Source organism: Paenibacillus sp. JT22N12, from assembly GCF_056269365.1.
Window position 1 is genome coordinate 886,962 of the sequence record NZ_JBWDNU010000002.1, and the last position, 26,185, is coordinate 913,146.

A 26,185-nucleotide genomic window follows, 5' to 3' on the forward strand; every position below is an offset into this window, starting at 1 on the left:
CAATGGGATGGAGGTATCAAATGAGCCGCTCTCCGCGGATTGGGAGCGGCTTCTGGAGCAGGCATTGGAAGCAGGGAGCCATGCTTATATACCGTATTCCGGCTTTGCCGTAGGCGCGGCACTGCTGGATAAGGACGGAAATGTACATCTGGGCTGCAATGTCGAGAATGCAGCCTACGGTCCGACGAATTGCGCGGAACGGACCGCATTGTTCCGGGCGATTGCCGACGGGCGGAGCCCAGGCGAGTTCACGGCAATTGCTGTTGTTGGAGATACGATGCTTCCCATCACGCCCTGCGGGGTGTGCAGACAAGTGCTGGTTGAGCTTTGCAAGCCGGACATGCCCGTCATTATGGCAAACCTGACAGGCGGCCGATCAGTAATGACGGTCGAAGAGCTGCTGCCGGGAGCATTTTCGTTAAGGAAAGGCTAAGTTTGGAAGGGGATCGAATAGTCTATTATGAATCACACACCATCCGGTAAAAAAGAAAAATACCATTCCGGCTTCGTAGCGATTGTCGGCCGGCCGAACGTTGGAAAGTCGACGCTGATGAACGAAGTCATCGGCCAGAAAATCGCAATAATGTCGGACAAGCCGCAGACAACCCGCAATAAAATTCACGGTGTATATACGAAAGACAATTCGCAAATTGTATTTCTCGATACGCCCGGAATACACAAGCCGCAGTCGAAGCTTGGAAATTACATGAATAAATCCGCTGTCGGCACCTTGGGCGAAGTGGACGCCGCAATGTTCCTGATTGACGCTTCCGAAGGTCTTGGGGGCGGAGACCGTTATATCATCGAGCAGCTCAAGCTTGTCAAAACGCCGATCTTTCTGGTGATGAACAAAATCGATAAAATTCATCCCGAAGCGCTGCTGCCTCTGATCGCCACCTACAAGGAGCTGCATGATTTTGCCGAGATCATTCCGATCTCCGCGCTGCAGGGCAATAACATCGATACGCTGCTGAGTGTGCTGACCCGTTATCTGCCCGAAGGGCCGCAATATTACCCGGCAGATCAGGTGACGGATCATCCGGAGCAGTTCGTCTGCGCAGAGCTGATCCGGGAGAAAATTCTGCATCAGACGCGCGAAGAGGTGCCGCATTCCATCGCGGTGTCAATTGAAGATATGAAGGTGCAGGACAATGGAGTTGTCTACATCGGGGCAGTTATTTTTGTCGAACGCGATTCGCAGAAGGGAATCGTCATTGGCAAGCAGGGTGCACTGCTCAAGGAAGTGGGCAGACTGGCAAGGCGCGATATCGAGCTGCTGCTTGGCTCACGGGTGTTCCTGGAGCTGTGGGTCAAGGTCAAGAAGGATTGGCGCAATCAGGAGCGGGTTCTGAAGGATCTCGGTTACAAAAACGAATAAAACGGCTTGTCCACATTTCCTGCCATAGCGTAGAATGCCCGTTATTTGTCTGGCATAGGACATCCCCATTCATCGCATCCTAACTGTTGAGAACCATTTCGGATAGAGCGGAAGGGATGATACGAATGCGAGACTTTTCGTGGAAGTATTTTGCGCTGACCGGGGATGTGGATGCTTTTCTGCTTTATAAAGACGTGGATCAATTGAGCAAATCCGATGAGCCAGGCGTTGATGAAGAAACGCAGCTGGAATCCGACATGGAGAGTGCTCCTTCCATATGATGCGTCTTTACATGCGAGTAAGGGGAGAACCGCGATGCAGTACCGGGTTGAAGGCATTGTCATCCGTAGTATGGATTATGGGGAAGGCGGCAAAATCATTACGATTCTTACTCCTTCCCACGGCAAAGCGGCAATTCTTGTCCGCGGCGCCAAAAAAGCGAAGAGCCGTCACGGCTCGCTGACTCAGCTGTTTACCCATGGGGAATATCTTTATTACCGCAATAGCGGGCTTGGTACGCTGACGCATGGTGAGATTATTGAATCTCACCATGTTTTGCGTGAAGGGCTGGAATTGACCGCCTATGCGGCTTATGCTGTCGAGCTTACAGACCGGACGACCAACGACGAGGAAGCAAGCGGATACTTGTTTATGCAGCTCCTGGCTTGCCTGCGCGCTTTGGCCGACGGCAAAGACGGTCCAACGATTATTCAGTTATACGAGATGAAAATTCTTGAGGCTTCCGGGTATGCTCCCATGTTCGATGAATGCGTATCCTGCGGGAATGCCGTTGGTCCGATGGCACTTAGCGCCCGTTCAGGCGGCGTTCTTTGCAGCCGCTGCCGATATAAGGATTCCTCCGCAATGCCGCTCAGCGAGAGCGCGCACAAATTGCTGAAGCTGTTTCGTAGAATGGATCTGACGCGGCTTGGGAATATCCAGGTCAAGGATGAAACCAAAGCTCAGCTTAAACAGGCGATGCGGCTGCTCATCGACACTCATATTAATATTCCGCTTAAATCTCGTACCTTTCTTGATCAAATGGATAAATATCCCCTTTAACAGCTTGACATACCAGTGGTGAATAGCTAAGATATACTATTAGAATAGGAACGATGATGAAGAAAGTAGTCGATGGACAGTCGTCAGCGGCAGCGAACCAGGGACAGTGAAAGCCTGGGCGGACGAATCGGCGAAAGGCGCTTCGGAGTTCGGATGAACGTGAAAAGCGGATTTCCTGTATGTGCCAACACATATTGGGAGATCAAGTAGGGTGGAACCGCGGGAGATCAGCTCTCGTCCCTATGTCTGAGCTTTGTCAGACATAGGGACGAGAGCTTTTTATATCGTTTTGGCCATGTCTGAATTTGAATAATAAAGGAGAGAGGTCGGCAGATGAATTTTCAAAACATGATTTTGACGCTTCAGCAGTTTTGGGCGGAGCAAAACTGTATTCTTGTTCAGCCCTATGACGTGGAGAAGGGTGCAGGCACCATGAATCCGATGACTTTTCTGCGCACAATCGGACCGGAGCCCTGGAATGTGGCTTATGTGGAACCTTCCAGACGTCCTGCGGATGGCCGCTACGGCGAGAATCCGAACCGGCTCTATCAGCATCACCAGTTCCAGGTGATTCTCAAGCCCTCGCCCGACAATATCCAGGAGCTGTATCTCGAGAGCCTGAAGCGGCTTGGTGTTGATCCGCTTCATCATGATATCCGGTTTGTTGAGGACAACTGGGAAGCGCCGACGCTTGGCGCGTGGGGACTTGGATGGGAAGTTTGGCTGGATGGTATGGAAATTACGCAGTTTACGTACTTCCAGCAGGTTGGCGGTATCGACGTGAATCCGGTCGCTGTGGAAATTACCTATGGGATGGAGCGTCTGGCTTCCTATATTCAGGATAAGGAAAATGTGTTTGATCTGGAATGGGTTGCAGGCGTTACTTACGGAGATGTATTTCTGCAGCCGGAATACGAGCATTCCAAATATACCTTCGAAACCTCGGATGCTGCGATGCTTTTCTCGTTGTTCAACATGTACGAGGAAGAAGCGAAGAAAACGATGGAGCACAAGCTTGTTTTCCCAGCGTATGATTATGTGCTCAAATGCTCGCATGCATTCAATTTGCTGGACGCCCGCGGGGCAATCAGCGTGACGGAGCGCACAGGCTATATTATGCGGGTCCGCAATCTGGCGCGCGCCTGTGCAGCCACGTACCTGGAGGAGCGCGAGCGGCTCGGCTTCCCGCTATTGAAGAAAGAGGTGAGCGCGAATGGCTAAGGATTTGCTGCTGGAAATCGGACTTGAAGAGGTTCCTGCGCGTTTTGTGCGGGGAGCGATGAACCAGTTGAAGGAAAAGACAGTCAAATGGCTGGATACCGCCCGCATCGCCCATGGTGAGGTGGAAGCTTATGCCACGCCGCGCCGGATCGCCGTGCTGGTCCGGGATGTGGAAGAAAAGCAGGCGGATGTCAGCGAAGAAGTAAAAGGTCCTTCCCGTAAAATCGCACTCGACGACCAAGGGGCCTGGAGCAAAGCGTCTCTTGGATTTGCCCGCAGCCAGGGCGTTGAACCGGAGGCCTTCTATTTCAAGGAGCTTGGCGGAGTTGAGTATATCTATGCCAACAAAAGCAGCATCGGCACGGTTACCTTTGATGTTCTGCCAGAGGGCCTCACGAGCCTGATTACTTCCATGTCTTTTCCCAAAAACATGCGTTGGGGCAGTCACGAGCTGAAATTTGTCCGCCCGATCAAATGGCTTCTCGCCTTATTCGGGGAAACGGTCATACCGATTGAAATCACGGATGTTCAGAGCGGAACGATCACCAGAGGCCACCGGTTCCTGGGAGGAGAAACCTCAGTCACTTCCCCATCGTATTATGTGGAACGGCTGCGCGAGCAGCAGGTCGTTGTCAATGCAGCGGAACGTGAGCAGCTGATTCTGGATCAGATCCATGCGCTGGCTGCCGAGAAAAACTGGAAAATCGACGTGAAGGCGGATTTGCTGGAAGAAGTTGTGTTTCTTGTTGAATATCCGAATGTGCTGTTCGGAACCTTCGATGAAGCTTTCCTGAAGATCCCGCAGGAGGTTTTGATTACTTCGATGCGTGAGCATCAGCGTTATTTTCCGGTGCTGGATGAGCAGGGCAAACTGCTTCCTTTCTTCGTTACCGTCCGCAATGGCGATCGTACCTCTATCGAGCAGGTAGCCAAAGGCAATGAAAAGGTTCTAAGAGCTCGTCTGTCCGATGCCAGATTCTTCTATGCCGAAGATCAGAAGACTCCGATCTCCGATTCTCTGCAAAAGCTTGCGAAGATCGTTTATCATGAGGAGCTGGGAATGGTATCGGATAAGGTTGGCCGCATTCAGGCAACGGCGGCCAAGCTGGCAAACGCACTTGGTCTTGATCCGCAGACAGTGGACGACATTGCGCGCACTGCGGAGATCTGCAAGTTTGATTTGGTCACTCAGATGGTATACGAGTTTCCGGAGCTGCAAGGTGTGATGGGTGAGGATTATGCCCGCAAGGCAGGGGAGCGGGAGGCGGTTGCGGTCGCCATCAATGAACATTACCAACCGCGTTTTGCCGGTGACCGTGCCCCAGGCTCCCTGACAGGTGCGATTGTGAGCCTGGCTGACAAAATCGATACGATTGTCGGCTGCTTCTCCATCGGCATTATTCCCACAGGATCCCAGGATCCCTATGCTCTGCGCCGCCAGGCAGCGGGCATTATCCAGATTATTCTGGCGCATGGATTGAAGCTGCCGCTGGACAGACTATTCGATCTCTCGCTGGATGTGCACAGCGGGAAGCCATTGAAACGCGAAGCCGCAGATATTCGAAAAGACCTTTATGAGTTCTTCGCGCTGCGGGTGAAAAATGTGCTCTCCGAGCAGGGCATCCGTTATGATGTTGTCGATGCGGTTATGGCGGCAGGCTATAATGATTTGCGCCAGACGGTCAACAGAGCCGCTGCTGTGACAGCTTTCGCTGCGGGCGAGCGGCGGGATGAATTCAAGCTGGCGGTCGATGCTCTGAACCGGGTGAGCAACCTTGCCTCTAAAGCTGCGTCTAAGAATGTGGCGCCTTCCCTCTTTGCGGATGAGGCTGAAGGTGAATTGTACGCCGCATGGCAGGCCGTAAGCGAAAGCATTGCGGAATGTATTAATAATGATGATGCTGCAGGTGCAATCGCCAAGCTCGCGGGATTAAAGGAACCGATCACTGCGTACTTTGACCGCGTTATGGTTATGGCTGAAGATGAAGACGTCCGTGCAAACCGGTTGGCTTTATTGGCTCTTATCGCCGACGGAGCGGGTACAGTTGCAGATTTATCCAGACTTGTGTGGTAATAAAAAGGTGGCTCGGCCTGCACAGCCATCATAATTTAGCATTTTAGGAGGGGACCAACATGACAACCGGGCTTCATCCTGATGTGATTATTTATGTGGTTTCGGATTCCGCCGGGGATACCGGCGAACTGGTTGTGCGTGCTGCGGTTGCCCAGTTCCATCCCATTTACGCGGATATACGCCGGGCTCCTTTTGTTCAGGATGAGTCCGCTGTAGAACGGATGGTGCTGCAGGCCAAGGAGCATAATGCGATTATTTTGTACACACTTGTGATTCCCAAGCTTCGTGACGTGCTGAGCAAGTTTTCGCTGGAGCATTCCGTCGTGGCGATTGATCTGCTAGGTTCGCTGATCGGCAGCCTGGAGCTGAAGACCAACCGTCCCTCCCGCAAGGAGCCGGGGCTGAATCATGTGCTGGACGAGGATTATTTCCGCAAAGTGGAGGCTGTTGAGTTCGCCGTCAAGTATGACGATATGCGCGACACGACCGGGATTATCAAGGCGGACATCGTGCTTGTCGGCGTTTCCCGAACCTCCAAAACTCCGCTGTCGATGTACCTGGCACACAAGAAATTCAAAGTAGCCAACGTGCCGTTGATGCCGGAGCTCAAGCCGCCCGACGAGCTGTTTCAGATCCCCAAGGGAAAAATAGTTGGGCTGACGATTGATGTCCATTATTTGAACGTCATCCGCAAGGAGCGCCTTAAGGCTCTTGGCTTGCCGGACAGTGCGGCGTATGCGACGACAGCGCGAATTGAGCAGGAGCTTGCTTACGCTGCGGATATAATGAAGCGGATCGGCTGCGTTGTAATCGATGTTTCGCATCGGGCGGTGGAGGAAACGGCAAGTTTAATCATGGAATGTATTCCTTCCAGCTGATTTTTCTTGCAGGATTCTTTTATCTTTTGCCGTATATAACATAGTACAGAATTATTCCAGGGATGCGGTGATGCATAAACGTGGCGAATACCCCTACAATTGTGGTGGATGCCGATGCCTGCCCGGTCAAGCGCGAAATCGTCGAGGTAGCGCGGAATATGTCCATTCCCGTGCTGATGGTTGCCTCATACGACCATCGTCTGGAGCCGGGGGCAGGCATTCAGATTGTTCAGGTGGATAAAGGCGATCAATCTGTCGATTTGTATATCGCCAATCATGTCGCACGGGGAGATATTGTCGTTACGCAGGATTTCGGGCTTGCGACGATCGTGCTGGCCAAAGGGGCAATTGCGCTGTCGAATCGGGGGCAGCAGTATGACGACAGCAATATTGATTATCTCATGGAGCGCAGACATGAGCTTGCGAAGCGTAGAAGAAGCGGCGGCAAGACCAAAGGGCCGAAGGCCATGACAAGCGAGGACCGGATCCGTTTTCAGCAAAAGCTGACAAAAGTTTTGCGAACCCGGCAGGAGAATGGTGAATCTTAGCGAATATTTAAACATGTTTAGGATGAAGGTGGGGATATATGGCGTTCGCTAAAATACCTGATTCCGTCATAGAAGCGGTGCTGCGGCATCACGATATCGTCGAGACGGTTGGGAAGTACGTTAACCTCTCAAAACAAGGCAAATATATGAAAGGGTTATGCCCTTTTCATTCAGAGAAGACTCCTTCGTTCACCGTTACGCCCGAGAAACAGATTTTCTACTGCTACGGATGCGGCAAAGGCGGCAATGCTGTAAAATTCATCGAGGAAATCGAAAACTATTCGTTCCCTGAAGCGGTCCGCGTAATGGCGGAGGAGGCCGGTATCCCGGTAACGTGGACAGGGAATTCCGACGGTTTCGATTCAGTCGAATCGGGTGAACGGGATAAGCTGATTGAAGCGCATGAGCTTACCGGAAAGCTTTATCATTACCTGCTGATGAATACGTCTCATGGCCAGCCCGCTTTGGAGTATTTGCGCTCGCGCGGAGTAACGGACAAGCAGATCGACCAATTCCTGATCGGTTACGCGCCGCCGGAATGGGATACCTTGGTGCGTTTTCTGGACAAGCGGGAATTCAAACTGGATCTGATGGAAAAGGGCGGTCTCCTGATTGCCAAGCAGGATGGAAGCGGATATATCGACCGGTTTCGGGACCGGATTATGTTTCCAATCCGTAATGGTGAAGGCAAGGCAATTGCGCTGGCAGGGCGGATACTTGGCGAAGGGCAGCCCAAATACCTGAATTCGCCCGAAACCATGCTGTTCAACAAAAGCCGCAGCCTGTACAATTTCAATCAATCCAGGGCAGCCATGCGGAAGAGCCGGCGCGCCGTATTGTTCGAAGGCTACATGGATGTGGTCAAAGCATGGACCGCCGGAGTCAATAACGGTGTGGCCACGATGGGTACTTCTCTGACAGAGAGCCATGCCATGATCCTTCAGCGGAATGTGGATGAAGTACTGCTTTGTTACGACGGCGACAGCGCCGGACAAGCTGCAGTCGTGAAGACCATTCCACTGCTCGAAAAGGCAGGTCTGCGCGTGCAGGTGGCCATGCTGCCCAAAGGCATGGACCCCGATGAGTTTATTGAAAAGAACGGGGCGCAGGCATTTATCAGAGAGACGATTGAACACCCCGTTTCCGTCACGAAATTTAAACTAATATATGCGAAGAAAAACCATATACTCCTAGAAGAAGAAGGACAGAAGAACTATATGCTCGAAGCAGTCGGCATTATTGCCGAGCTTGATTCTCCCACCGAGCGTGAGTTTTATCTAAAAGATCTGTCCCGTGAATTCGATATATCTTTAGAGGCGCTCAAACAAGACTGCTTCCAGCATAGACAGCAGCACCAGAAATTGAAGCCGCAAAGGGATAATAACGACAATTCGTGGAATAATGGTAGGAATGAAATCCGTCGTATGCCTTCTTCGCCGCCTGTGCTGCCTGCTTATCAGGTAGCGGAACGCAGACTTCTGGCCCGCATGCTGCAGGACAGGGAAACGGCGCAAACGGTGCACGGCCAGCTCGGAGAAGCATTTAACGTTGAGGATCACGCAGCGCTTGCTGCTTACTTATATGCTTATTATGCACAAGGTCATGATCCGGATATTAGCCGATTTATCGCTTCGCTTCAGGACGACCGTCTGGAGAGGACGGCCGCTTCAATCTTAATGATGGACGATGATTTTCCGTTCGACGAGCAGCTGCTCGCTCACTATATTATGGAAATTCTCAAAGTGCCCAGATTTCGTGGAATCGAGCATAAGAAAGAGGAAATGGTGCAGGCGGAACGATCCGGCGACATGTTGTTGGCGGCTCGAATTGCAAGTGAGATTATAGCCCTAGAGAGACAGCTTAAAGGACAGTAGGATGATCGTTTCTAGGGAGGAGGGAGTCGGAATATGGCGAATGATCAACATACTGAATTGGATATCGAACAGAAGCTGGAGATTGTCAAAGAGCAGCTGATTGAACACGGTAAAAAAAGATCCTCCTTAACCTATAAAGAGATCATGGAGAAGCTTTCACCGTTTGATCAGGATCCGGAGCAAATTGATGAATTTTTCGAACAGCTCGATGATATCGGAATTGAAGTGTTGAATGAGAATGATGATCTTCCAACAAGCAGAGAACGTGAAGATCAGGAGAGAGAACCGGATGAATTTAATTTTGACGATGATCTGGCGCTCCCGCCCGGTATCAAAATCAATGATCCCGTCCGGATGTACTTGAAGGAGATCGGACGAGTTCCGCTTTTGTCCGCGGATGATGAGGTTGAGCTGGCCAAACGGATCGAGAATGGCGATGAGGAAGCAAAACGTAGGCTTGCCGAAGCCAACCTCCGGCTCGTAGTCAGTATTGCCAAGCGGTATGTGGGACGCGGTATGTTATTTCTCGACCTGATTCAGGAAGGGAATATGGGCCTGATCAAAGCCGTTGAAAAGTTTGATCATACCAAGGGCTACAAATTCAGCACGTACGCAACCTGGTGGATCCGCCAAGCGATAACAAGAGCCATCGCCGACCAGGCCAGAACAATCCGGATTCCGGTTCATATGGTGGAGACGATCAACAAGCTGGTAAGGGTCTCCCGTCAGCTTCTGCAGGAGCTCGGCCGTGAGCCAAGTCCAGAGGAAATAGCGGCGGAGATGGATCTCAGTACGGAGAAGGTCCGGGAAATTATGAAGATCGCCCAGGAGCCTGTATCGCTGGAGACGCCGATCGGTGAAGAAGACGATTCCCATCTGGGAGATTTTATCGAGGACCAGGAAGCACTTGCACCGGCGGATGCGGCCGCATACGAGCTGCTCAAGGAGCAATTGGAAGATGTGCTGGATACATTGACCGAACGCGAGGAGAATGTGCTCCGTCTGCGTTTTGGACTGGATGATGGACGGACCCGGACCCTTGAGGAAGTGGGCAAGGTGTTTGGCGTCACGCGGGAGCGGATTCGTCAGATCGAAGCCAAAGCGCTGCGCAAGCTGAGACATCCGAGCCGCAGCAAGCGGTTGAAGGATTTTCTCGAATAAGGATGAAGACGAGGACCTTTCTGCTGCGGCAGCAAAGGTCTTTTTTTCTTAAGAATTACCGCATCATGATGAACTCGCGACAGGTTTGAGAAATTGCTGCCCGAAAGGAACGAGGATCAACATGGATCAGGAGCGCCGCAAAACGATTGTAAAAGAAATTGAACACTGGCAGCGAAGCAAGCTGCTCCCGGAGCAATATTGCGATTTCCTGCTTAATTTATATGTGGAAGAGGGAGCGGCCCGCACGCCTTCGACAATTACCGGTAAAGCGGCCCAGGCGGTATCCAAGGCTTCATGGAAGCAATGGTTCCTTACATTTGGAATTTTTTCCTTGATTTGTTTTGTTGTTCTTTATTTTAGCTTTTTTCATCCTTTATTGCAAATTGGCATATCCTTGTCGGCAGTGCTTGTTCTTCTTCTGTATGGCCAGCGTTATCGCCGGAAAAATGAATCGGCCGGCCTGGGACTCATCGGAATTGGCATGCTGCTGATGCTAGGCGCAGGGATCTATATGCTGCAGCTGCATGAGCTGCAAGCCTGGGGCTGGAAGGCGGGGTTGCTTGCTTTCTGCTCGCTTGTCTGGATCGTTTTTGGGATTAGCGTGCGCATTCCGCTGCTTCATCTATGCGGCTGGGTAGCTTCTTTTCTCGTTTATGCCTGGCTGCTCTCCAATACTTTCGATTCTCCAAAATGGTATGAAATTCAGCTTTTCTGGCTTCCGGCGTCATTTGTATTCGGTTGGTGCAGCTGGTTTTTTCACCGCTGGTCAAGGCCCGTGGCGGCTATTTTATTCGTGGCGGGAGCGCTTATCTGGTTTATGCCGGAATTGTATTCCGCCGTATTTGCCAAGGAACAAATGTGGCTGCAGCTGCAGCTTATCACCAAAATCATTGCAGGGGGCTTGCTCCTCTTCAGCTTAAGAAAACAGTGGATTGCGTGGGTTGCTTAACATGATAAAATTATCCAAACGACTGCAAACGATAGCAGATCGTGTCAGCGCGGGCGCTCGGGCAGCCGATATCGGCTCTGACCATGCCCTCCTTCCGGTATATCTGGTGCAGTGCGGCAAATGCCCGTCGGCAATTGCCGGGGAACTGAATACCGGACCATTTCTGGCGGCGCAGAAGGGTGCTGCTGAAGCCGGATTGACCGGGGCAATCGATGTCCGTCAAGGAGACGGGTTGTCGGTCCTCTTGCCAGGAGAAGCGGATACAGTCATCCTTGCGGGCATGGGAGGTAGCCTGATGTCCGATATTCTGGATGCGGGCTGGACAGATGGCCGCCTTGACGGCGTGCGGGAGCTGGTTCTTCAGCCGAATGTGGGAGAGGATCTGGTGCGCCGCTGGCTCGTACGCCGCGATTATGTTCTTCAGAGTGAGACGATAATGGAAGAAGACGGCCGTATTTATGAAATACTGCATGCCCTCGCCGGTGAGAATATAGAGGCGGCAGAGGCGTGGAACACCCGCTTATACGATGCTTCTGAGCTTCCTCTTCAAATGTCTGCAGGCTATCGCAGTGAATGGCTGTACCGGATGGGACCGTATTTGCTGCAAGCAGGCGATGAGCTCTTGAAGAAGAAGTGGCGGATGGAGCTTGGAAAGCTCGAGCGGATCCGTAATCAGCTGGCTTTGTCGACGCTCAGCGAATCCAGGGAGAAAGAAGCGGCTCTTGGAGATGAAATGCAGCAAATGGAGGAGGTGCTTCAATGTTTGCCCATGGTCAAACCGTAATTCAATTAATGGAGCAGCTGGCACCCAAGCACTTGGCCGTCGAGAATGATAAAATCGGCCTGCAGCTAGGTACGCTGCAGAAGGAAATAAGCAAGGTGCTGGTTGCTCTTGACGTCACCGATGAGGTGGTTGATGAGGCAATTGCCTCAGGCGCCGGGCTGATCATTGCCCATCATGCCATCATCTACAGACCGCTGGCGAAGATTGACACCTCAACGCCAACCGGCAGACTTTATGAGAAGCTGATCAAGCATGATATTGCCGTGTATATCGCTCATACCAATCTTGATTCGGCTGAAGGCGGCATCAATGACTGGATGGCCGATCTAGTCGGTATTGCCCAAGAGAGCAGAGCAAGTCTTGAAATTGTCCATACCGACAAGCTGTTTAAGCTTGTTGTTTTTGTCCCTGCGGCGCATGAGGATGCTGTTCTGCAGGCGATCTGGAACGCGGGAGCCGGAGAGACGGGAAATTACAGCTGCAGCAGCTTTAAGGTGGAAGGAACGGGAACTTTCCAGCCTGGAGAGCAGGCGCAGCCCTTCATAGGAAAGCATGGCCAATTCGAACAAGTATCCGAAGTAAGAGTGGAGACAATTGTTCCGCAAAGCCTGCAGCGGAAGGTTGTTCAGGCGATGATTAAAGCACATCCGTACGAGGAGGTCGCCTATGACCTTTATCCGCTTGAAATCAATGGGCCTTCTTATGGACTGGGACGAGTCGGGAAGCTGCCGGAACCTGTAAAGCTGATTGAACTCGCTGAGCTGGTTAAACAGGTGTTTGATGTGCCTGCGGTCAGAATGGTGGGCGATCCGGATACGGTTGTCCGCAAAGCGGCTGTTCTTGGCGGCTCCGGGGGCAGATATGTGAAACACGCCCAGTTCGCCGGAGCGGATGTGCTTATTACTGGAGATATTGATTATCATACTGCTCATGACGCTCTGGTGGCAGGCCTGTGCATTATTGATCCGGGACATAATATTGAGAAAATCATGAAGCCGAGGGTGGCGCAGTGGCTGACCCATGAGCTGATTAAGCGTAAATACAAAACGGTCGCGGCCGCGTCCCAGGTAGAGACGGAACCTTTCCGGTTCATTTAAATTTAAAACTTTATCTCCAGGCTTGGAGCAGAAAATTCGGATTATCAAGAAATTTTGAAGAAATATGAAAACATGGAGTCGTTTTCGCCTTGAGCTTTTGACCGCTTCTTAGTATACTAGCTAAATGACGGAAAGTTTGACAGACAATCGCTGGCAGCTGTGAGGCTGCGAGAGGAAAGTCCGGGCTCCGCAGGGCGAAGATGCTGGATAACGTCCAGTCGGCGCGAGCCGAAGGATAGTGCCACAGAAATGGACCGCCGATGGCTGGCTTTGCGTCAGCACAGGCAAGGGTGGAACCGTGGTGTAAGAGACCACGAGGACCGTTGGTGACAACGGTGCTGGTAAACCCCATCTGGAGCAAGACCGAGAGAACGCGGCAGTACGAGCTTGCACCTGCTTTTGCAGAGGCACTCATGCTGCACCCTTGCCCGGGGAGCGTTCGGGTTGGTTGCTTGAGCCGATCAGCAATGGTAGGCCTAGATAGATGATTGTCGCTTCGAAAGTGGGAGGGTCGTTCCCGTTTGGACCACATGGAGTACAGAACCCGGCTTACGGCAAGCTTTCCGCAACGATTCAAATCCACCATTAAAATTAAAAACTGTTCCTTTTGCACCTTTGTCTTTCAAGGCGCACTCGGAACAGTTTTTTCGTTTGATCCTTATTTTTTGGCAGCTGTCAGATGGGACTCGTATTTACTCTTGATCTTCGCAAGCCGCTGTTCCACCTGCTGCTCAAACTGCTGCAGCGATAATTTCGATTGATTCGCCATTTCCAATGCCTGGACGATATCGATCTGTCCATAGCCGAAGTAATTGTCTTTGCCTTTGTCACCCAGGTCGGTTGCGGATTTGCGCATGATATCCATCACCTCGACATTGGTCAGATCGGGATTGATGGAGCGGATCAGACCCGCCAATGCGGCAACATGGGGACTGGCCATCGATGTCCCTGACAGTGCTGCATACTGACTGCCGGGATACGTGCTCGCGATGCTTGCTCCCGGTGCTGCAACATCGATGTAATCGCCAAAGTTGGAGAAGGACGACCGGGAACCGTCGGCATCCGTGGAAGCCACGCCGAACACCTCCGGGTAAGCCGCAGGATATCCCGGACGATCGGTATTATCATTGCCGCTTGCCGCGACCAGAACCACATCATGGTCATAGGCATATTTGACGGCATCATGGAGGAATTCCGCCTCAGCATAGTTGCCCAGGCTCATATTGATGACTTTGGCCCCGTTGTCCGTCGCCCAGATGATTCCCTGCGCCACCGTATAGGTAGAGCCGGCTCCGCTGGAATCCAGGACCTTGACAGGCATTAATTTGTTATACCAGGATAAGCCGGCTACGCCTTCGCCGTTATTCACGTTGGCGGCAATAATGCCGGCAACATGCGTACCGTGTCCGACATCGTCTTCAGGCGGATCATCTTCGCTGACGAGATTGATGCCATCCACCGTTTTCCCCTGAAGATCGGGATGATCGGCTTGAACGCCGGTATCCAATATGGCGACGAGCACACGCTCGCTGCCTTTGGAGAGCGTCCAGCCTTTCTCCGTTTCAATTGATGGTAAATTCCACTGATACTGCGAGTACAGCGCATCGTTAGGAATGATTGGAGCAATTTCGTTCGTCATATACAAGTAATGGGGTTCAACATACTCCGGCTGCCATGTTCTTTTAAAATACTCCATCATGCTTTCGGCATCCATTAGTTTGGAACGGAAAATAAAGGTATGGGCCAGTTTTTTTACTGAAATGGCACCAATATCCGTTTTCATCCGATCCAAATCATGTCTCGTGGGCGGATGACTGAATTTCACGACGACTTCATTAATATGATAATGACTGGCGTTGCCATTATCCTCACCCTGCTCAACCGTCATATCGGTAGTCGTATTGGGAATAACGGACTCGATCTTGTAATGCCCCTCCGCCGGATAAGGCACAATTCTTAAATTGCGCTTCTGATGCCGCTCGACCTCTGTGATGACATCCTGGAGTATGACACCGATAATGCCGTCGCCCCGGCGGCGATGGTCCGGTACGGCTACGATGGCATAGCGGTGTCCTTGCAGCTTCAGGGATGTGGATGTATAATCCTTGCCCTGCCGGAGACTGGCCTTGGCGGCTGCCAAATGCGTTTGAAGCATTTTGTTTGCATCCTGCGGTTTTTTGCCATGGGTCATCGTTTTACCGTTGTGAATCCAGACGAGATACACCATTTGCTTGTGCTTTTTCATTATGTCTGCCATATTGACGGGATTCGGGTCTCCAATTGAATGGCTCATCATCATTTGATGGAGATTTCTTGAACATTCCCTGGTGCACATTAAAGCCGTTGCTTCCATATCCCGGTTAATTGTCTTCATCTTGACCGTATGCTCCCGGGATGCGGCCGTTGCTTTCACCGGAGCCTGAATCTTGCCGGGCTGCTGTTTAGGAGCACCGAACCAGGGGGATAAAGGAATTAATAATGCCGCGGCGGCAAGCACCGCGAACCAGCCGATCCATTTGCGTCGCATATTAATGGCTGCCTCCTCGAATTTGCAGTATTCACGAGCCTCACTGAAGCTCCCTGCCTTTAGAATTCGGTGGAATGAATGAAAATATACGGTCGAGGACGTCAAACGGCAGTACCATCTGCATGCATTTTGTGGTACGATGTTGATGGTCTAAGTATTGTTTTGGAGAACGAAAGGGGATCTACCGATCATGCCATCGACAAACGTGAAATCGCTGAGCGAATCGACAAGGGACAAGTTAAAACTCGCCATCGGTCAATTGGAGCTGTTCCTTAACCAGCATGCGCTTCCGCAGCTTGCAAGTGAAGATCAGGATAACGAAGCGGAGCTTTTCTATAAAGGATTGCTGTCTGACCTAAGGCATTTGCTTGTTTTTTCGGAAGTAGCTTACGAGAAACTGGGAGTTGCTCTCAGACGGCCGAATTTTGACGATGATTTTGCCGCACGGGTTCTTTATGAAGTGTATCACCAATGCGTAAACGCATTTTTCTACCCTAAAAATGAATGTTATTCCGAAGACGGACGTTATGCCTATACGGGCCAGGATGCGATCCGATTCCGCAAGAAACCGGTTCGCGATGCCCGCGACACCGTGCTTTCGGTATCGAAGGTGTATGAGGAGCTCCGTGACGACTTGTCTTATTATGAGAGCGACTACATGACCCAGCGCCGTATGCAAGGGCAAAAATAAGGCAGGCATAAGTCACCCCCGGTGCGGGCAAATTGATACCGGGGGTGATTTTTATGCCAAAAGGCGTAAGCTGCAGCGTTGCAAACTGTTCCTTCTGGGGGCAGGGCAACCAATGCAATGCCGATCAAATCATGATCGACATCGACAGTCATGCACACACCAATCTTGATTCCGAATTTGCCGGAGAACATTTTCAGGCAAGCCACCAAGATAATGCGACCGAATCGGCGTCCACCTGCTGCCACACATTCAAACCAAAGGAGTGAGGCTAAGCTATGGAACAGCATTCGGAGCATGAATCGCATGATGACAGCCATAAACATCATAGTTACGGACATGATCATCATCCTTACAATGAAGAAATGTCCGCAGAGCTTGCTGTACCTCCACAGGCTTATCAGAAAGATCACACGAAGGAGCATGTCGAAGAAGCAGTTGAGCAAACACGTTCAGCAGGCCAAGCCGCAGGTTGGGCAGCTCTTGTTTTATCCGTACTATCCTGGTTTGTGTGGCCTTTGCTTCTTGGAGCTACAGGAATTGTCGTCGGTTTTATCGCCTACCGGCAGGACGCCAGAGGTCTTGGCCTGTGGTCCATGATACTCGGACTGATTTCTGTTATTGCTTATCTGGTGATTATCCCGCTTTATTATTCCATTACCTAAAATTCTTTTAGGACCGGCGGAATTGCATTCGCCGGTTTTTACATATCTTACAATTTCAATACGGCATAGGACTATTGTCTTACTGGCGATTCTTCCTGAAACCATGTAAAATAGATGCAAAAGCTGTCATTTTATGCAATGCAACCAACTGGAGGCCACGATGAGCATAGATCCGCGTATTATGAAAACACTGCTCCAGCTGCAATGGATGCCCAGTCTTGATTTTACGGGAAGCAGCAGTCCCAATATCCTATCCCCCGGCAGTCAGGAAGACCCTTCCTTGTTTGGTACGCTATTATCCCAAATGCTGTCCGGGAGCGGCAGTTCCTTGCAGGAGAATTCAGGATTGCAGGCATTAAACGATGAACTGGCTTCCATAACGACTTTATTCAAACAACCGCTGCCTTTTTATAATGAACCGGATCTGTCCATGGATACCTCGACTCCAACATTATTTGATCCCTATATAAACGAAGCCTCGGCCAAATACGGCGTTGACCCTTCACTTGTCAAAGCTGTCATTGATACGGAGTCCGCCTTCAATCCGTATTCCGTGTCTAGCGCTGGCGCCAAAGGCCTTATGCAGCTGATGGATGGAACTGCCCGCGGGCTGGGAGTTGAGAATTCATTTGACCCTCAGCAAAATATCGAGGGCGGCACGCGTTATCTCGCTTATTTGCTGGGAAAATACGGCGGCAGCGAGCAGGTGGCTTTGGCGGCGTATAATGCCGGTCCCGGACGTGTCGACCGCGCCGGTATTTCAAGCAATGAGGATTTTGCACAGAAGCTTGGCGCTCTGCCTGCGGAGACACATCGGTATGTGGGCAAGGTATTGGCGGCTTTGGAACAATACAGCCCGTCCAATTTCTAATTGAAGCCGAAGATCTTTAGCCTTGAATAGATCGCGAAGAATATCGTGCGCAGAATTTAGCGCCGGCATTCTGTCGTTGATCTTTTTATTTTGTGCATAGGAAGAAAGGAGAGTGGCGCATGTATTATTTTGACCACTGCGCTTCCACCCCGCCGCATGAGGAAGTGATTCGTACAATGGCCGAGGTGATGGCGAAGCATTATGCCAACCCTTCCTCCCTGCACCGGAGCGGTATGGAAGCCGGCCATTTGCTGGAGCGGTCCAGGAGCGCCATTGCCGGATTATTCGGAACAGAGGCGAAGGAATGGGTTTTTACCTCGGGCGGGACGGAGAGCAACAATCTGGCTATTCAAGGCGCAGCCAGAGCGAATGCGCATAAGGGCAAGCATATTATTACAACAGCCATCGAGCATCCATCTGTTTATGAAACCTGCAAGCAGCTGGAGCGTGAAGGATTCCGGATCAGCTTCCTGCCTGTTTCAAGGAACGGGATTGTGAGCCTTGAAGACGTGGAAGCTCATTTAACCGACGAGACGATACTTGTTACCATTATGCATGTGAATAATGAGGTCGGCTCCATTCAGCCGGTCCACCAAATCGGCCGGATGCTCAAAGATCGGCGCCGCGGGATTGTTTTTCATGTGGACGGGGTTCAAAGCGTGGGCAAGCTGCCCATCGATCTGCGGAGCGATAGCATTGATTTGTTCAGCGCTTCCGCGCATAAGGTGAGAGGGCCAAGAGGCGCAGGCCTTTTATATATACAGAGCGGCGTCAAGCTGCATGCTCTGCTTGCAGGGGGGGATCAGGAACTCGGGATGCGCTCAGGCACGGAGAATGTGGCAGCCATTGTTGCATCTGCCAAAGCGTTTCGCATGGCTATGGAAAGCCAGCCGGAACGGTATGAGCGGATGACAGCCTTGAGGCGACAGCTAACAGAAGCAATCGCTCAAATTCCGGAGCTTGTTCTCAATGGAGGGGAGCAGGAGGATATGGCCCCGCATATTGTCAGCTTCTCTTATCCCGGAATGAAGCCGGAGGTATTTATTCATTTGCTGGAGAAGCATAAAATCGCGGCGTCGACCAAATCGGCATGCTCGTCCAAAGACAATAAGCCAAGCCGTGTGCTAGAAGCCATGGGAGTGGGCCAGGCGAGAGCATCGAGCGGCATTCGCGTGAGCTTCGGCGATGAGCATGGAAGTCGCGAACTCGAATGGCTTTGCAGCATGCTGGAGACGGTTGTGAAGAAGCTGAAGCCGCTGGAGAGGAAGGAAATACGTTCATGACACCAGACATCATCCTGATTCGCTTCGGCGAGCATACGATAAAAGGACGCAACCGGAGCCAGTTTGAGAAACGCATGCTACAGCAGGTGAGAGGCGTGCTCGCTCCCCACAGCAGGGCAGCGATCACCCGCAGCTACGGGCGGATTTACGTTGCCTTGAATGGAGAGCCATATGCTGCCATAGCTGAACGGTTGAAGGATATATTCGGAATCGGCTCCTTCAGTCCGGTCAGACGGGTTGAAAATATATTGGAAACCATCCAGGCGGCATCGCTTGACGCCATGCTTTCTCTTTCCCGGGAACCCGCCACATTCAAGGTGACGGTGCGCCGCGTGGAGAAATCCTTTCCGCATGATTCCCAGCAGATGAACCAGCTGGTAGGGGCTCATGTGCTGAGGGCCATGCCGCGCCTCAAGGTTAACGTCAGGCAACCGGAGGTGGAGCTTCGCGTCGAAATCCAGCCCGAGGGCACTTATATTTTCAGCGAGGTTGTAGAAGCTGCCGGCGGGTATCCATTTGCCAGCAACGGCAAAGCCATGCTGCTGCTCTCAGGCGGTATTGACAGCCCGGTTGCAGGTTATTTATCCATGCGCAAGGGGCTGGAAATCGAAGCGGTTCATTTTCACAGCTATCCCTTTACGAGCGAACAGGCCAAGGAGAAAGTAATCGAGCTGACGAGACGGTTATCCCATTACAGCGGTGCTCCGATTAAGCTGCATCTCGTCTCGTTCACGGAGATCCAGACGGCATTCGCCCAGGCCAAGCAGGATAATCTCATTATCACGCTTATGCGCCGCTCTATGCTTCGCATCGCCCAAATGCTCGCCGTTCAGTCGGGAGCGCTCGGAATTGTTACCGGCGACAGCCTGGGCCAGGTGGCCAGCCAGACGCTGAGCAGCATGAATGTAATCGGACGAAGCGCCGAACTTCCGCTGCTGCGTCCGCTTATTATGATGGACAAAGAAGATATTATCCGGATCGCGAAGCGAATCGGCACGTATGAGACCTCGATTCTTCCCTTTGAGGATTGCTGCACCTTGTTTCTCCCGAAATCACCGAGCACCAATCCAAATTTAAATGTAGTCAGCAAGGTGGAGTCTTTTGTACCGGAGCTTGAGGAGATGATTGCGCAGGCGGTTTCGGAGGTGGAGACGCTGGAGATATCGCCGGATGACAAGCTTGGGGCGCAGGCCGCCGGCGACGACGATTGGTTTTAAGCGGGATCACATACAAAGAAAAAGCAGGGAGCCCGGTCAAGCTTGGGCTTCCCTGCTTTTTTCATTGGAAATTTTGCGGCTTCTTGCAGTGTTTTTCCAAAGGCCTGCGACGATGATGACAACCACGACCAGTATGAGAAAGGACCATTCGAACAGCGCGCTGCTCTCAAACACCTGGTTGATCTTGGTTTCATGCGTGATCATTTTTGCTGCTGTGTAGGCGAGAACGCCTGAGCCCAGATAGATGATCCATGGAAACCGTTCGATGATTTTGATAAACAGGGTGCTTCCCCAAACAACCACCGGAATACTGATTAAAAGTCCGAGTATGACGAGGGTTATATTGCCGTGCGCTGCGCCTGCGACTGCGATAACATTGTCTATCCCCATCGCGGCGTCGGCAATGATGATGGTTCGTATGGACTGCCAAAGATTATTGCCTGCCTTGATATCCCCATGATTGTTCTCGTCCACCAGCAGCTTGTAGGCAATCCACAGCAGCAGGATTCCTCCTGTGAGCATGAGCCACGGTATATCCAGCAAATAAACGACCAATATGGTGGCTAATGCCCGGATGCCGACCGCTCCTACCGTTCCCCAGATGACGGCTTTCTTTTGTTGTAATTTAGGCAATTTGCGGGCGGCAAGCCCGATTACAATGGCATTATCCCCTGCAAGAATGAGGTCAATGAATACGATAGTAAGCAAGGCTGAAAAAAAATCAAGCGAAAAGAAATCCATCCTCTTGTCCTCTCCCTTCCAACCGTTACCTGATTTTTTAGTATATACGTGCAAGCTTTAGGTTCGATTCATAATTATTTTCTAACATAAGAAGCTCTGCCGGGACATACCGTTTCATAAAGAGGCTCGTATTACGGTTAGCATGTGAGAGGTGGCAGGGAATGGACAGCCTGTGGGTCTTTATTCAAATCATCTTCATTAATGTACTGCTCAGCGGCGACAATGCTGTCGTCATCGCCCTTGCCAGCCAGCAGCTGCCCCCGGAGCAGAGGCGCAAGGCGGTATGGTGGGGAGCGGCTGCGGCTATAGGCTTGCGGTGTCTGCTGACTCTGGTGGCCATTACGCTGCTGCAAATACCTTATCTCCAGGCATTGGGCGCTTTGCTGCTCTTCTTGATTGCCGTCAAGCTGGTGATGGATGCGGCGTCTCCTGCCGAGCAGTCCCATCAAATCCGCAAACCCGGTTCCCTAGCGGGGGCGATCCGTACCATTGTGGTCGCCGATTTTATTATGAGTCTGGATAATGTGCTTGCCATTGCTGCCGTTGCCGAAGGCGAGCCTATAATGATTATGCTGGGAATCGGACTCAGTATCCCTATCATTATTTGGGGAAGCCAACTGCTCGGCAATCTGTTGAAGCGCTATCCGCCGCTGGTTTATGCAGGAGGCGGATTGCTCGGCTACGCCGCAGGGGAGATGCTTGTACATGATCCCGGGCTTGCCGGATTGGGGCTTCACAGCTTCCCCACCATGCAGCAGGCGCTGCCGATTTTATGTGTTCCATTTGTCATAATTATCGCGCTGCTCCGTCTGAAAAGATGAAGCAGTGTTTTTTTTGTGTGGATTTTAGTCTGTTGCACTGGTTTTTTGCTGTCCGTTCCAGTACACTATAGTAATGATAAAAAGTGTCGAGAGAAAGGAACTTTGGGCATGTCGAAAAATCAATACACCGTCGGTTTTCTTTTTTTATTCGCCGGCGCTGTAATTCTGCTCGGGAAGCTTGGCCTGTTTGCGTTTATCGGGACGAACTTCTGGCCGCTTTTCGTGCTGATCCCAGGCATATTGCTGCACGTGCTGTTTTTCGGCAGATTGCTTCCCACATTTGTGCTTGTGCCTGGGGCGATATTGTCGATAAGCGCCTTAATTTTTTTCTTTTGTATTGCATTCGGGTGGAGCAATATGCAGTACTTATGGCCTTTGTTTATTTTTGGGGCTGCGGTCGGGTTATACGAATTCCATCTGTTTGAAATGGCCCATCCCAAATTTCCATTGACGCTTGCTATAACTCTTGCGTTGATTGCCGCATCTTTTTTCGTAATCATGGTATTCTGGGGCTGGGGGTTGTATATTGTTGCGGCAGGTCTTATTGCGATCGGCGCCTGGCTGGTAGCCGGGAGAAAGACCCGCTGGTAAGTGTGTGCGCAAGTGACGGTTGGATTATAATAAAGATAAACTAAACAAAGTGGAGTGGATACTGAACATGCAAGCCAGAGAAAATTTACGCAATATCGCGATTATCGCACACGTTGACCATGGGAAAACAACTCTCGTCGACAAACTGCTTCAACAATCCGGTACGTTCCGGGACAATGAAGCCGTACAGGAGCGGGCCATGGACTCCAATGATTTGGAACGGGAACGCGGAATTACCATCCTTGCCAAAAATACGGCGATCAACTATAAGGATTATTTGATCAATATCGTAGATACGCCGGGACATGCCGACTTTGGCGGCGAGGTTGAACGGATTATGAAAATGGTTGACGGCGTGCTGCTGGTCGTCGACGCATTCGAAGGCTGTATGCCGCAAACGAAATTCGTGCTCCGCAAAGCGCTTGAAAGCAATTTGACGCCGATTGTCGTATTGAACAAAATCGACCGTCCCAATGCCAGCCCTTCCGATGTGGTTGACGAGGTGCTCGATCTGTTTATCGAACTCGGCGCAAGCGACGAGCAGCTTGACTTTCCGGTTGTTTATGCATCCGCATTGATGGGGACTTCCAGTTTGAATGTGGATAAACAGGATGAGAATATGCAGGCTTTGTACGAAACGATCATCGAACATATTCCATCTCCGACTGAGAGCGTGGATGAATCGCTGCAGTTTCTCGTTACCCTGCTGGACTACAATGAATATTTGGGCCGTATCGCAGTCGGCCGTGTGAACCGCGGCAAGATCCGCCAGGGTCAATCCGTAGCTGTCATTAACCGCGAAGGCGTGGTGAAGCAGGCGCGTATCGAGAAGCTGTTCGGCTTCCAGGGCTTGAAGCGCATCGAGGTTGAAGAAGCCGGAGCGGGCGATATCGTGGCGATTGCCGGCATCCGTGAGATCAATATCGGGGAAACCATCGCGGACCCTGCGAACCCTGAAGCTTTGCCGGTGCTTAAGATCGATGAGCCTACCCTGCAGATGACCTTCCTGGTCAACAACAGCCCGTTTGCGGGTCGTGAAGGAAAATGGGTAACCTCGCGTAAACTCCGTGAGAGACTGTTTAAAGAGCTTGAGACTGATGTTGCCCTGCGCGTCGATGAAACGGACAGCCCGGATGCCTTTGTCGTATCCGGACGCGGAGAGCTTCACTTGGGCATATTGATCGAAAATATGCGTCGTGAAGGCTTTGAAATGCAGGTGTCCAAGCCGGAAGTTATCGTGAAGGAAATCGATGGCAAGAAAATGGAGCCATACGAGCGCCTGTTGATCGATGTACCGGAAGAAAGCACAGGCTCGGTCATGGAGAGCCTTGGAGCGCGCAAAGCGGAAATGGTCAATATGATTAATAATGGAACAGGCCAGGTACGTCTGGAATTCATCATTCCTGCTCGCGGGCTTATTGGTTACCGGACGAACTTCCTGACACTGACTCGCGGCTATGGCATCATGAATCATGCCTTTGATAATTACGGCCAATTCGTCGGCACTTCGGTTGGCGGACGTCATCAAGGGGTTCTGGTTGCCAGCGAGAATGGCATATCCACATTTTACGGGATGTTTGGTGTCGAGGACCGCGGAGTGCTGTTCCTCGAACCGGGAACTGAAGTCTATGAAGGCATGATTGTAGGCGAGCATAATCGCGACAGCGATATTATCGTCAACATTTGTAAGGAGAAACAGCTGAACAATATTCGTACCGCCTCCAAGGATGATACGGTTCGTTTGAAAACACCGGTATTGTTCTCGCTGGAGCAGGCACTTGAATATTTGAATGACGATGAGTATTGCGAAGTAACGCCAAAATCCATTCGTCTGCGCAAGAAGATTTTGAATAAGAGCGAACGTGAGCGTGCCGATAAGCAGCGCAGAACAGCACAATCGGGCGTATAATCCATTATTTCACGTAGCTCTTTCATGGCAGGGTGGCGGACCGACTTCGGTTCGATTACCCTGCCGTTTTCATTAGAAACCTATAACGTAGAATAAGAAGGAGGAGGCTGCAGGATGCAAAACTGGTTTCACAGCCATCCCGTTATTACGTATATTATCATCTTGTGCTTGGTTATCTATATCTTCAATTCAGTGTTCCGGGTACAGCGCCTGCCCATTATCAAGGAAATTCTGGTTCATCTCGTCATGGCTGCCGGCGCATTCGTATTGTTCGTATTTCAAATCGATAAGCTGCCGATTATTCAATGTATGTCGGTTGCCGTGATTATGATGCTGATGCTGCGCGGGCGCCAGCTTTACGACAAGTGGAAAGGCAAGGGCTCGAGCTCCGAACCTCCCGCCGATCCAAGCAATAAGCCGACCCGTTAACCGGCGAAGGGCAAATAATCCATTTGATGAACAGGAGGTGGCAGCATCATGCGGTTTGAAGACGCCGTGTTTAACTGGCTGCAAATTCAGCTCGTTGCTGAAGGAAGACCCCATGATGGCGCCGCTCTGGATACGCGTGATTTTTTTCTGCAAATCCTGACGGAGGACCATCATGTCACACAGATCGTTATCGACAAGATTGACGACACGATGATTCATGTCCGCTATGAGAAGGAAGGGCGAAGTAAAGTCCAGATGATCCCTCGTGAAGCGGGTGAACAGCTGCTCAATGACATCAAGGAAAACCCGAAATATAACTGATTGAAGGTGGAAGCGATGAGTAAGTCCTCTATGCCGCCGAGATCGACTTCGCGAGGTTCCAGGAAATCGGACGGGCCTCAAGGATCCGGAGGCAACAAAAAACCAAAAAAGCGTGTTTATTGGATGCGGCGCATCATGGTTGTCATCCTGCTCGTATTGATAGCTATTGCCGGCTACCTGTACTGGCTGTATAAAGATACGCTTGGTAGCATAACAACGGATGCCGATCCTTCTGTGGAAGTGCCTGCGTCAGAGTCCGTTAAAGTGAAACCGGTCACCTTTTTGCTGCTGGGCTTCGATACCCGTAAAGAAACAGGAAGCCTGAACACGGACGTGATGATGATCGCCACATTCAATCCGAACACGAAAAAATCGACGGTCATTTCCATCCCGCGGGATTCGGAAATCGATCTGGATGGTTATAGAGTCCGGAAAGCCAATGGTTATTATGCGGCATTCCTGTCCAGTGCCAAGAAAGATGGCCTTGAGCAGAAGGAAGCGGAGAAAAAGGCGAAACAAGGGATGCGCGAAATGTTCGGCGAATTTTTTGATATACCTATCGATTATACGGCCACGATCAACTTCGAGGGCTTTGCCGATGTAGTCGATGCACTGGGCGGTATTCAGGTCGATGTGGATATGGATATGCATTACGTGGATAATGCGGATGGCACGAACATAGACTTGTCTAAGGGCGTCCAGGTGCTAAACGGCAAGCAGGCTCTGGATTTTGTCCGTTACCGCAAATCCAATAACGGCAAGAATATGTCCAGCGACTTTGACCGGAACAAACGTGAAAGTCAGGTATTGGGCGAGATTGCCGATAAACTGAAGTCGTTCTCCGGGGTGACCAAAATCGGAGGCGTGATTAAAGCGGTAGGCGATAATATGCGTATGGATGTTCCTTCCGCCGAGGTGCAGAACATGCTTAAGACCTATTTCGGAATGGGCCGCGACGATATTGAGTTTATTCCGCTGACGGGTGTCTGGAAAAGCCCGTATGTCCATCTGGACGAAGCTACGCTTGCTGAAGCCAAAGCGGCTCTGAAGTCAAAACTGGCGGCGGAATGACGGGTGGTAAGAGCGTTCACGGCTA

27 protein-coding genes and 1 other RNA gene are annotated in these 26,185 nt (G+C 51.2%); 26 read left to right on the forward strand and 2 right to left on the reverse strand.

What is annotated here, in order from left to right; translation table 11 throughout:
- The first annotated feature begins 7 nt into the window (after positions 1-7).
- From AC0YOA_RS09185 to rnpB, 14 genes are all read left to right on the forward strand, one after another.
- On the forward strand, positions 8-433 hold the full coding sequence (locus tag AC0YOA_RS09185) for a cytidine deaminase (RefSeq protein WP_475786341.1): 426 nt from the start codon (positions 8-10) through the stop codon (positions 431-433).
- Positions 434-460: 27 nt separating this feature from the next.
- Positions 461-1,378 (forward strand): GTPase Era, encoded by a 918-nt coding sequence (era, locus tag AC0YOA_RS09190; protein ID WP_475768167.1) that lies wholly within the window; start codon positions 461-463, stop codon positions 1,376-1,378.
- A gap of 125 nt (positions 1,379-1,503) precedes the next feature.
- Complete coding sequence (locus AC0YOA_RS09195) at positions 1,504-1,659, forward strand: YqzL family protein (protein WP_475786342.1); 156 nt, start codon at positions 1,504-1,506, stop codon at positions 1,657-1,659.
- Between the two features lie 34 nt (positions 1,660-1,693).
- Positions 1,694-2,440 (forward strand): DNA repair protein RecO, encoded by a 747-nt coding sequence (recO, locus tag AC0YOA_RS09200; protein ID WP_475786343.1) that lies wholly within the window; start codon positions 1,694-1,696, stop codon positions 2,438-2,440.
- A 333-nt stretch (positions 2,441-2,773) separates the two neighbouring features.
- Positions 2,774-3,661, forward strand: a complete 888-nt coding sequence (gene glyQ / locus AC0YOA_RS09205; protein WP_210037696.1) for a glycine--tRNA ligase subunit alpha — start codon at positions 2,774-2,776, stop codon at positions 3,659-3,661.
- Positions 3,654-5,735, forward strand: a complete 2,082-nt coding sequence (glyS, locus tag AC0YOA_RS09210) for a glycine--tRNA ligase subunit beta (RefSeq protein ID WP_475786344.1) — start codon at positions 3,654-3,656, stop codon at positions 5,733-5,735. The genes glyQ and glyS overlap by 8 nt, the downstream gene beginning before the upstream one ends.
- Before the next feature lie 59 nt (positions 5,736-5,794).
- Positions 5,795-6,613 carry a pyruvate, water dikinase regulatory protein gene (locus AC0YOA_RS09215; protein ID WP_475786345.1) on the forward strand — a complete coding sequence of 273 codons (819 nt, stop codon included), beginning with the start codon at positions 5,795-5,797 and terminating at the stop codon, positions 6,611-6,613.
- Positions 6,614-6,693: 80 nt separating this feature from the next.
- Positions 6,694-7,161 carry a YaiI/YqxD family protein gene (locus AC0YOA_RS09220; RefSeq protein ID WP_475786346.1) on the forward strand — a complete coding sequence of 156 codons (468 nt, stop codon included), beginning with the start codon at positions 6,694-6,696 and terminating at the stop codon, positions 7,159-7,161.
- Positions 7,162-7,199: 38 nt separating this feature from the next.
- On the forward strand, positions 7,200-9,035 hold the full coding sequence (gene dnaG, locus AC0YOA_RS09225; protein ID WP_210037693.1) for a DNA primase: 1,836 nt from the start codon (positions 7,200-7,202) through the stop codon (positions 9,033-9,035).
- A 33-nt stretch (positions 9,036-9,068) separates the two neighbouring features.
- Positions 9,069-10,196 (forward strand): RNA polymerase sigma factor RpoD, encoded by a 1,128-nt coding sequence (gene rpoD / locus AC0YOA_RS09230; protein WP_210037692.1) that lies wholly within the window; start codon positions 9,069-9,071, stop codon positions 10,194-10,196.
- Positions 10,197-10,317: 121 nt separating this feature from the next.
- On the forward strand, positions 10,318-11,145 hold the full coding sequence (locus tag AC0YOA_RS09235) for a hypothetical protein (protein ID WP_475786347.1): 828 nt from the start codon (positions 10,318-10,320) through the stop codon (positions 11,143-11,145).
- Position 11,146: 1 nt separating this feature from the next.
- Positions 11,147-11,929, forward strand: coding sequence for a tRNA (adenine(22)-N(1))-methyltransferase (locus AC0YOA_RS09240; RefSeq protein ID WP_475786348.1), 783 nt, complete (start codon positions 11,147-11,149; stop codon positions 11,927-11,929).
- The gene (locus AC0YOA_RS09245) at positions 11,905-13,026 is read left to right on the forward strand and encodes a Nif3-like dinuclear metal center hexameric protein (RefSeq protein ID WP_475786349.1); all 1,122 of its coding nucleotides are present in this window, start codon (positions 11,905-11,907) and stop codon (positions 13,024-13,026) included. Before AC0YOA_RS09240 ends, AC0YOA_RS09245 begins: the two co-directional genes overlap by 25 nt.
- A gap of 131 nt (positions 13,027-13,157) precedes the next feature.
- An RNA gene (gene rnpB, locus AC0YOA_RS09250) (RNase P RNA component class A) lies at positions 13,158-13,593 on the forward strand.
- A 91-nt stretch (positions 13,594-13,684) separates the two neighbouring features.
- Here rnpB and AC0YOA_RS09255 read toward each other — a convergent pair.
- Positions 13,685-15,553, reverse strand: a complete 1,869-nt coding sequence (locus AC0YOA_RS09255) for a S8 family peptidase (protein WP_475786350.1) — start codon at positions 15,551-15,553, stop codon at positions 13,685-13,687.
- A gap of 190 nt (positions 15,554-15,743) precedes the next feature.
- On the opposite strand from AC0YOA_RS09255, the gene AC0YOA_RS09260 reads away from it, so the two are divergent.
- From AC0YOA_RS09260 to thiI, 6 genes are all read left to right on the forward strand, one after another.
- Positions 15,744-16,244 carry a YpuI family protein gene (locus tag AC0YOA_RS09260; RefSeq protein ID WP_475768156.1) on the forward strand — a complete coding sequence of 167 codons (501 nt, stop codon included), beginning with the start codon at positions 15,744-15,746 and terminating at the stop codon, positions 16,242-16,244.
- Between the two features lie 53 nt (positions 16,245-16,297).
- Positions 16,298-16,510 (forward strand): DUF1540 domain-containing protein, encoded by a 213-nt coding sequence (locus tag AC0YOA_RS09265; protein WP_210037686.1) that lies wholly within the window; start codon positions 16,298-16,300, stop codon positions 16,508-16,510.
- Positions 16,511-16,519: 9 nt separating this feature from the next.
- Positions 16,520-16,906, forward strand: a complete 387-nt coding sequence (locus AC0YOA_RS09270) for a DUF4190 domain-containing protein (RefSeq protein ID WP_475786351.1) — start codon at positions 16,520-16,522, stop codon at positions 16,904-16,906.
- 160 nt (positions 16,907-17,066) lie between these two features.
- Positions 17,067-17,777 (forward strand): lytic transglycosylase domain-containing protein, encoded by a 711-nt coding sequence (locus AC0YOA_RS09275; RefSeq protein ID WP_475786352.1) that lies wholly within the window; start codon positions 17,067-17,069, stop codon positions 17,775-17,777.
- A 119-nt stretch (positions 17,778-17,896) separates the two neighbouring features.
- Entirely contained in the window at positions 17,897-19,060 is a 1,164-nt protein-coding gene (locus AC0YOA_RS09280) for a cysteine desulfurase family protein (protein ID WP_475786353.1), read from the forward strand.
- Positions 19,057-20,277 carry a tRNA uracil 4-sulfurtransferase ThiI gene (gene thiI, locus AC0YOA_RS09285; RefSeq protein WP_475786354.1) on the forward strand — a complete coding sequence of 407 codons (1,221 nt, stop codon included), beginning with the start codon at positions 19,057-19,059 and terminating at the stop codon, positions 20,275-20,277. The genes AC0YOA_RS09280 and thiI overlap by 4 nt, the downstream gene beginning before the upstream one ends.
- Before the next feature lie 36 nt (positions 20,278-20,313).
- Here thiI and AC0YOA_RS09290 read toward each other — a convergent pair whose 3' ends face one another.
- On the reverse strand, positions 20,314-21,018 hold the full coding sequence (locus tag AC0YOA_RS09290) for a TerC family protein (RefSeq protein ID WP_475786355.1): 705 nt from the start codon (positions 21,016-21,018) through the stop codon (positions 20,314-20,316).
- A 161-nt stretch (positions 21,019-21,179) separates the two neighbouring features.
- Here AC0YOA_RS09290 and AC0YOA_RS09295 point away from each other — a divergent pair, with 161 nt between their 5' ends.
- The 6 genes from AC0YOA_RS09295 to AC0YOA_RS09320 all read left to right on the forward strand — a co-directional run bounded on the left by AC0YOA_RS09295 (position 21,180) and on the right by AC0YOA_RS09320 (position 26,160).
- Positions 21,180-21,839, forward strand: coding sequence for a TerC family protein (locus AC0YOA_RS09295; RefSeq protein ID WP_475786356.1), 660 nt, complete (start codon positions 21,180-21,182; stop codon positions 21,837-21,839).
- A 108-nt stretch (positions 21,840-21,947) separates the two neighbouring features.
- Positions 21,948-22,430 carry a hypothetical protein gene (locus AC0YOA_RS09300; protein ID WP_475768149.1) on the forward strand — a complete coding sequence of 161 codons (483 nt, stop codon included), beginning with the start codon at positions 21,948-21,950 and terminating at the stop codon, positions 22,428-22,430.
- A gap of 67 nt (positions 22,431-22,497) precedes the next feature.
- Positions 22,498-24,339: a translational GTPase TypA gene (gene typA / locus AC0YOA_RS09305; protein WP_475786357.1), complete on the forward strand. Its 1,842-nt coding sequence runs from the start codon at positions 22,498-22,500 to the stop codon at positions 24,337-24,339.
- 114 nt (positions 24,340-24,453) lie between these two features.
- Positions 24,454-24,768 (forward strand): YlaH-like family protein, encoded by a 315-nt coding sequence (locus AC0YOA_RS09310; protein ID WP_475768148.1) that lies wholly within the window; start codon positions 24,454-24,456, stop codon positions 24,766-24,768.
- Between the two features lie 48 nt (positions 24,769-24,816).
- Positions 24,817-25,089, forward strand: a complete 273-nt coding sequence (locus tag AC0YOA_RS09315; protein WP_475786358.1) for a hypothetical protein — start codon at positions 24,817-24,819, stop codon at positions 25,087-25,089.
- 135 nt (positions 25,090-25,224) lie between these two features.
- Entirely contained in the window at positions 25,225-26,160 is a 936-nt protein-coding gene (locus AC0YOA_RS09320; RefSeq protein WP_475786359.1) for an LCP family protein, read from the forward strand.
- Positions 26,161-26,185: the final 25 nt, after the last annotated feature.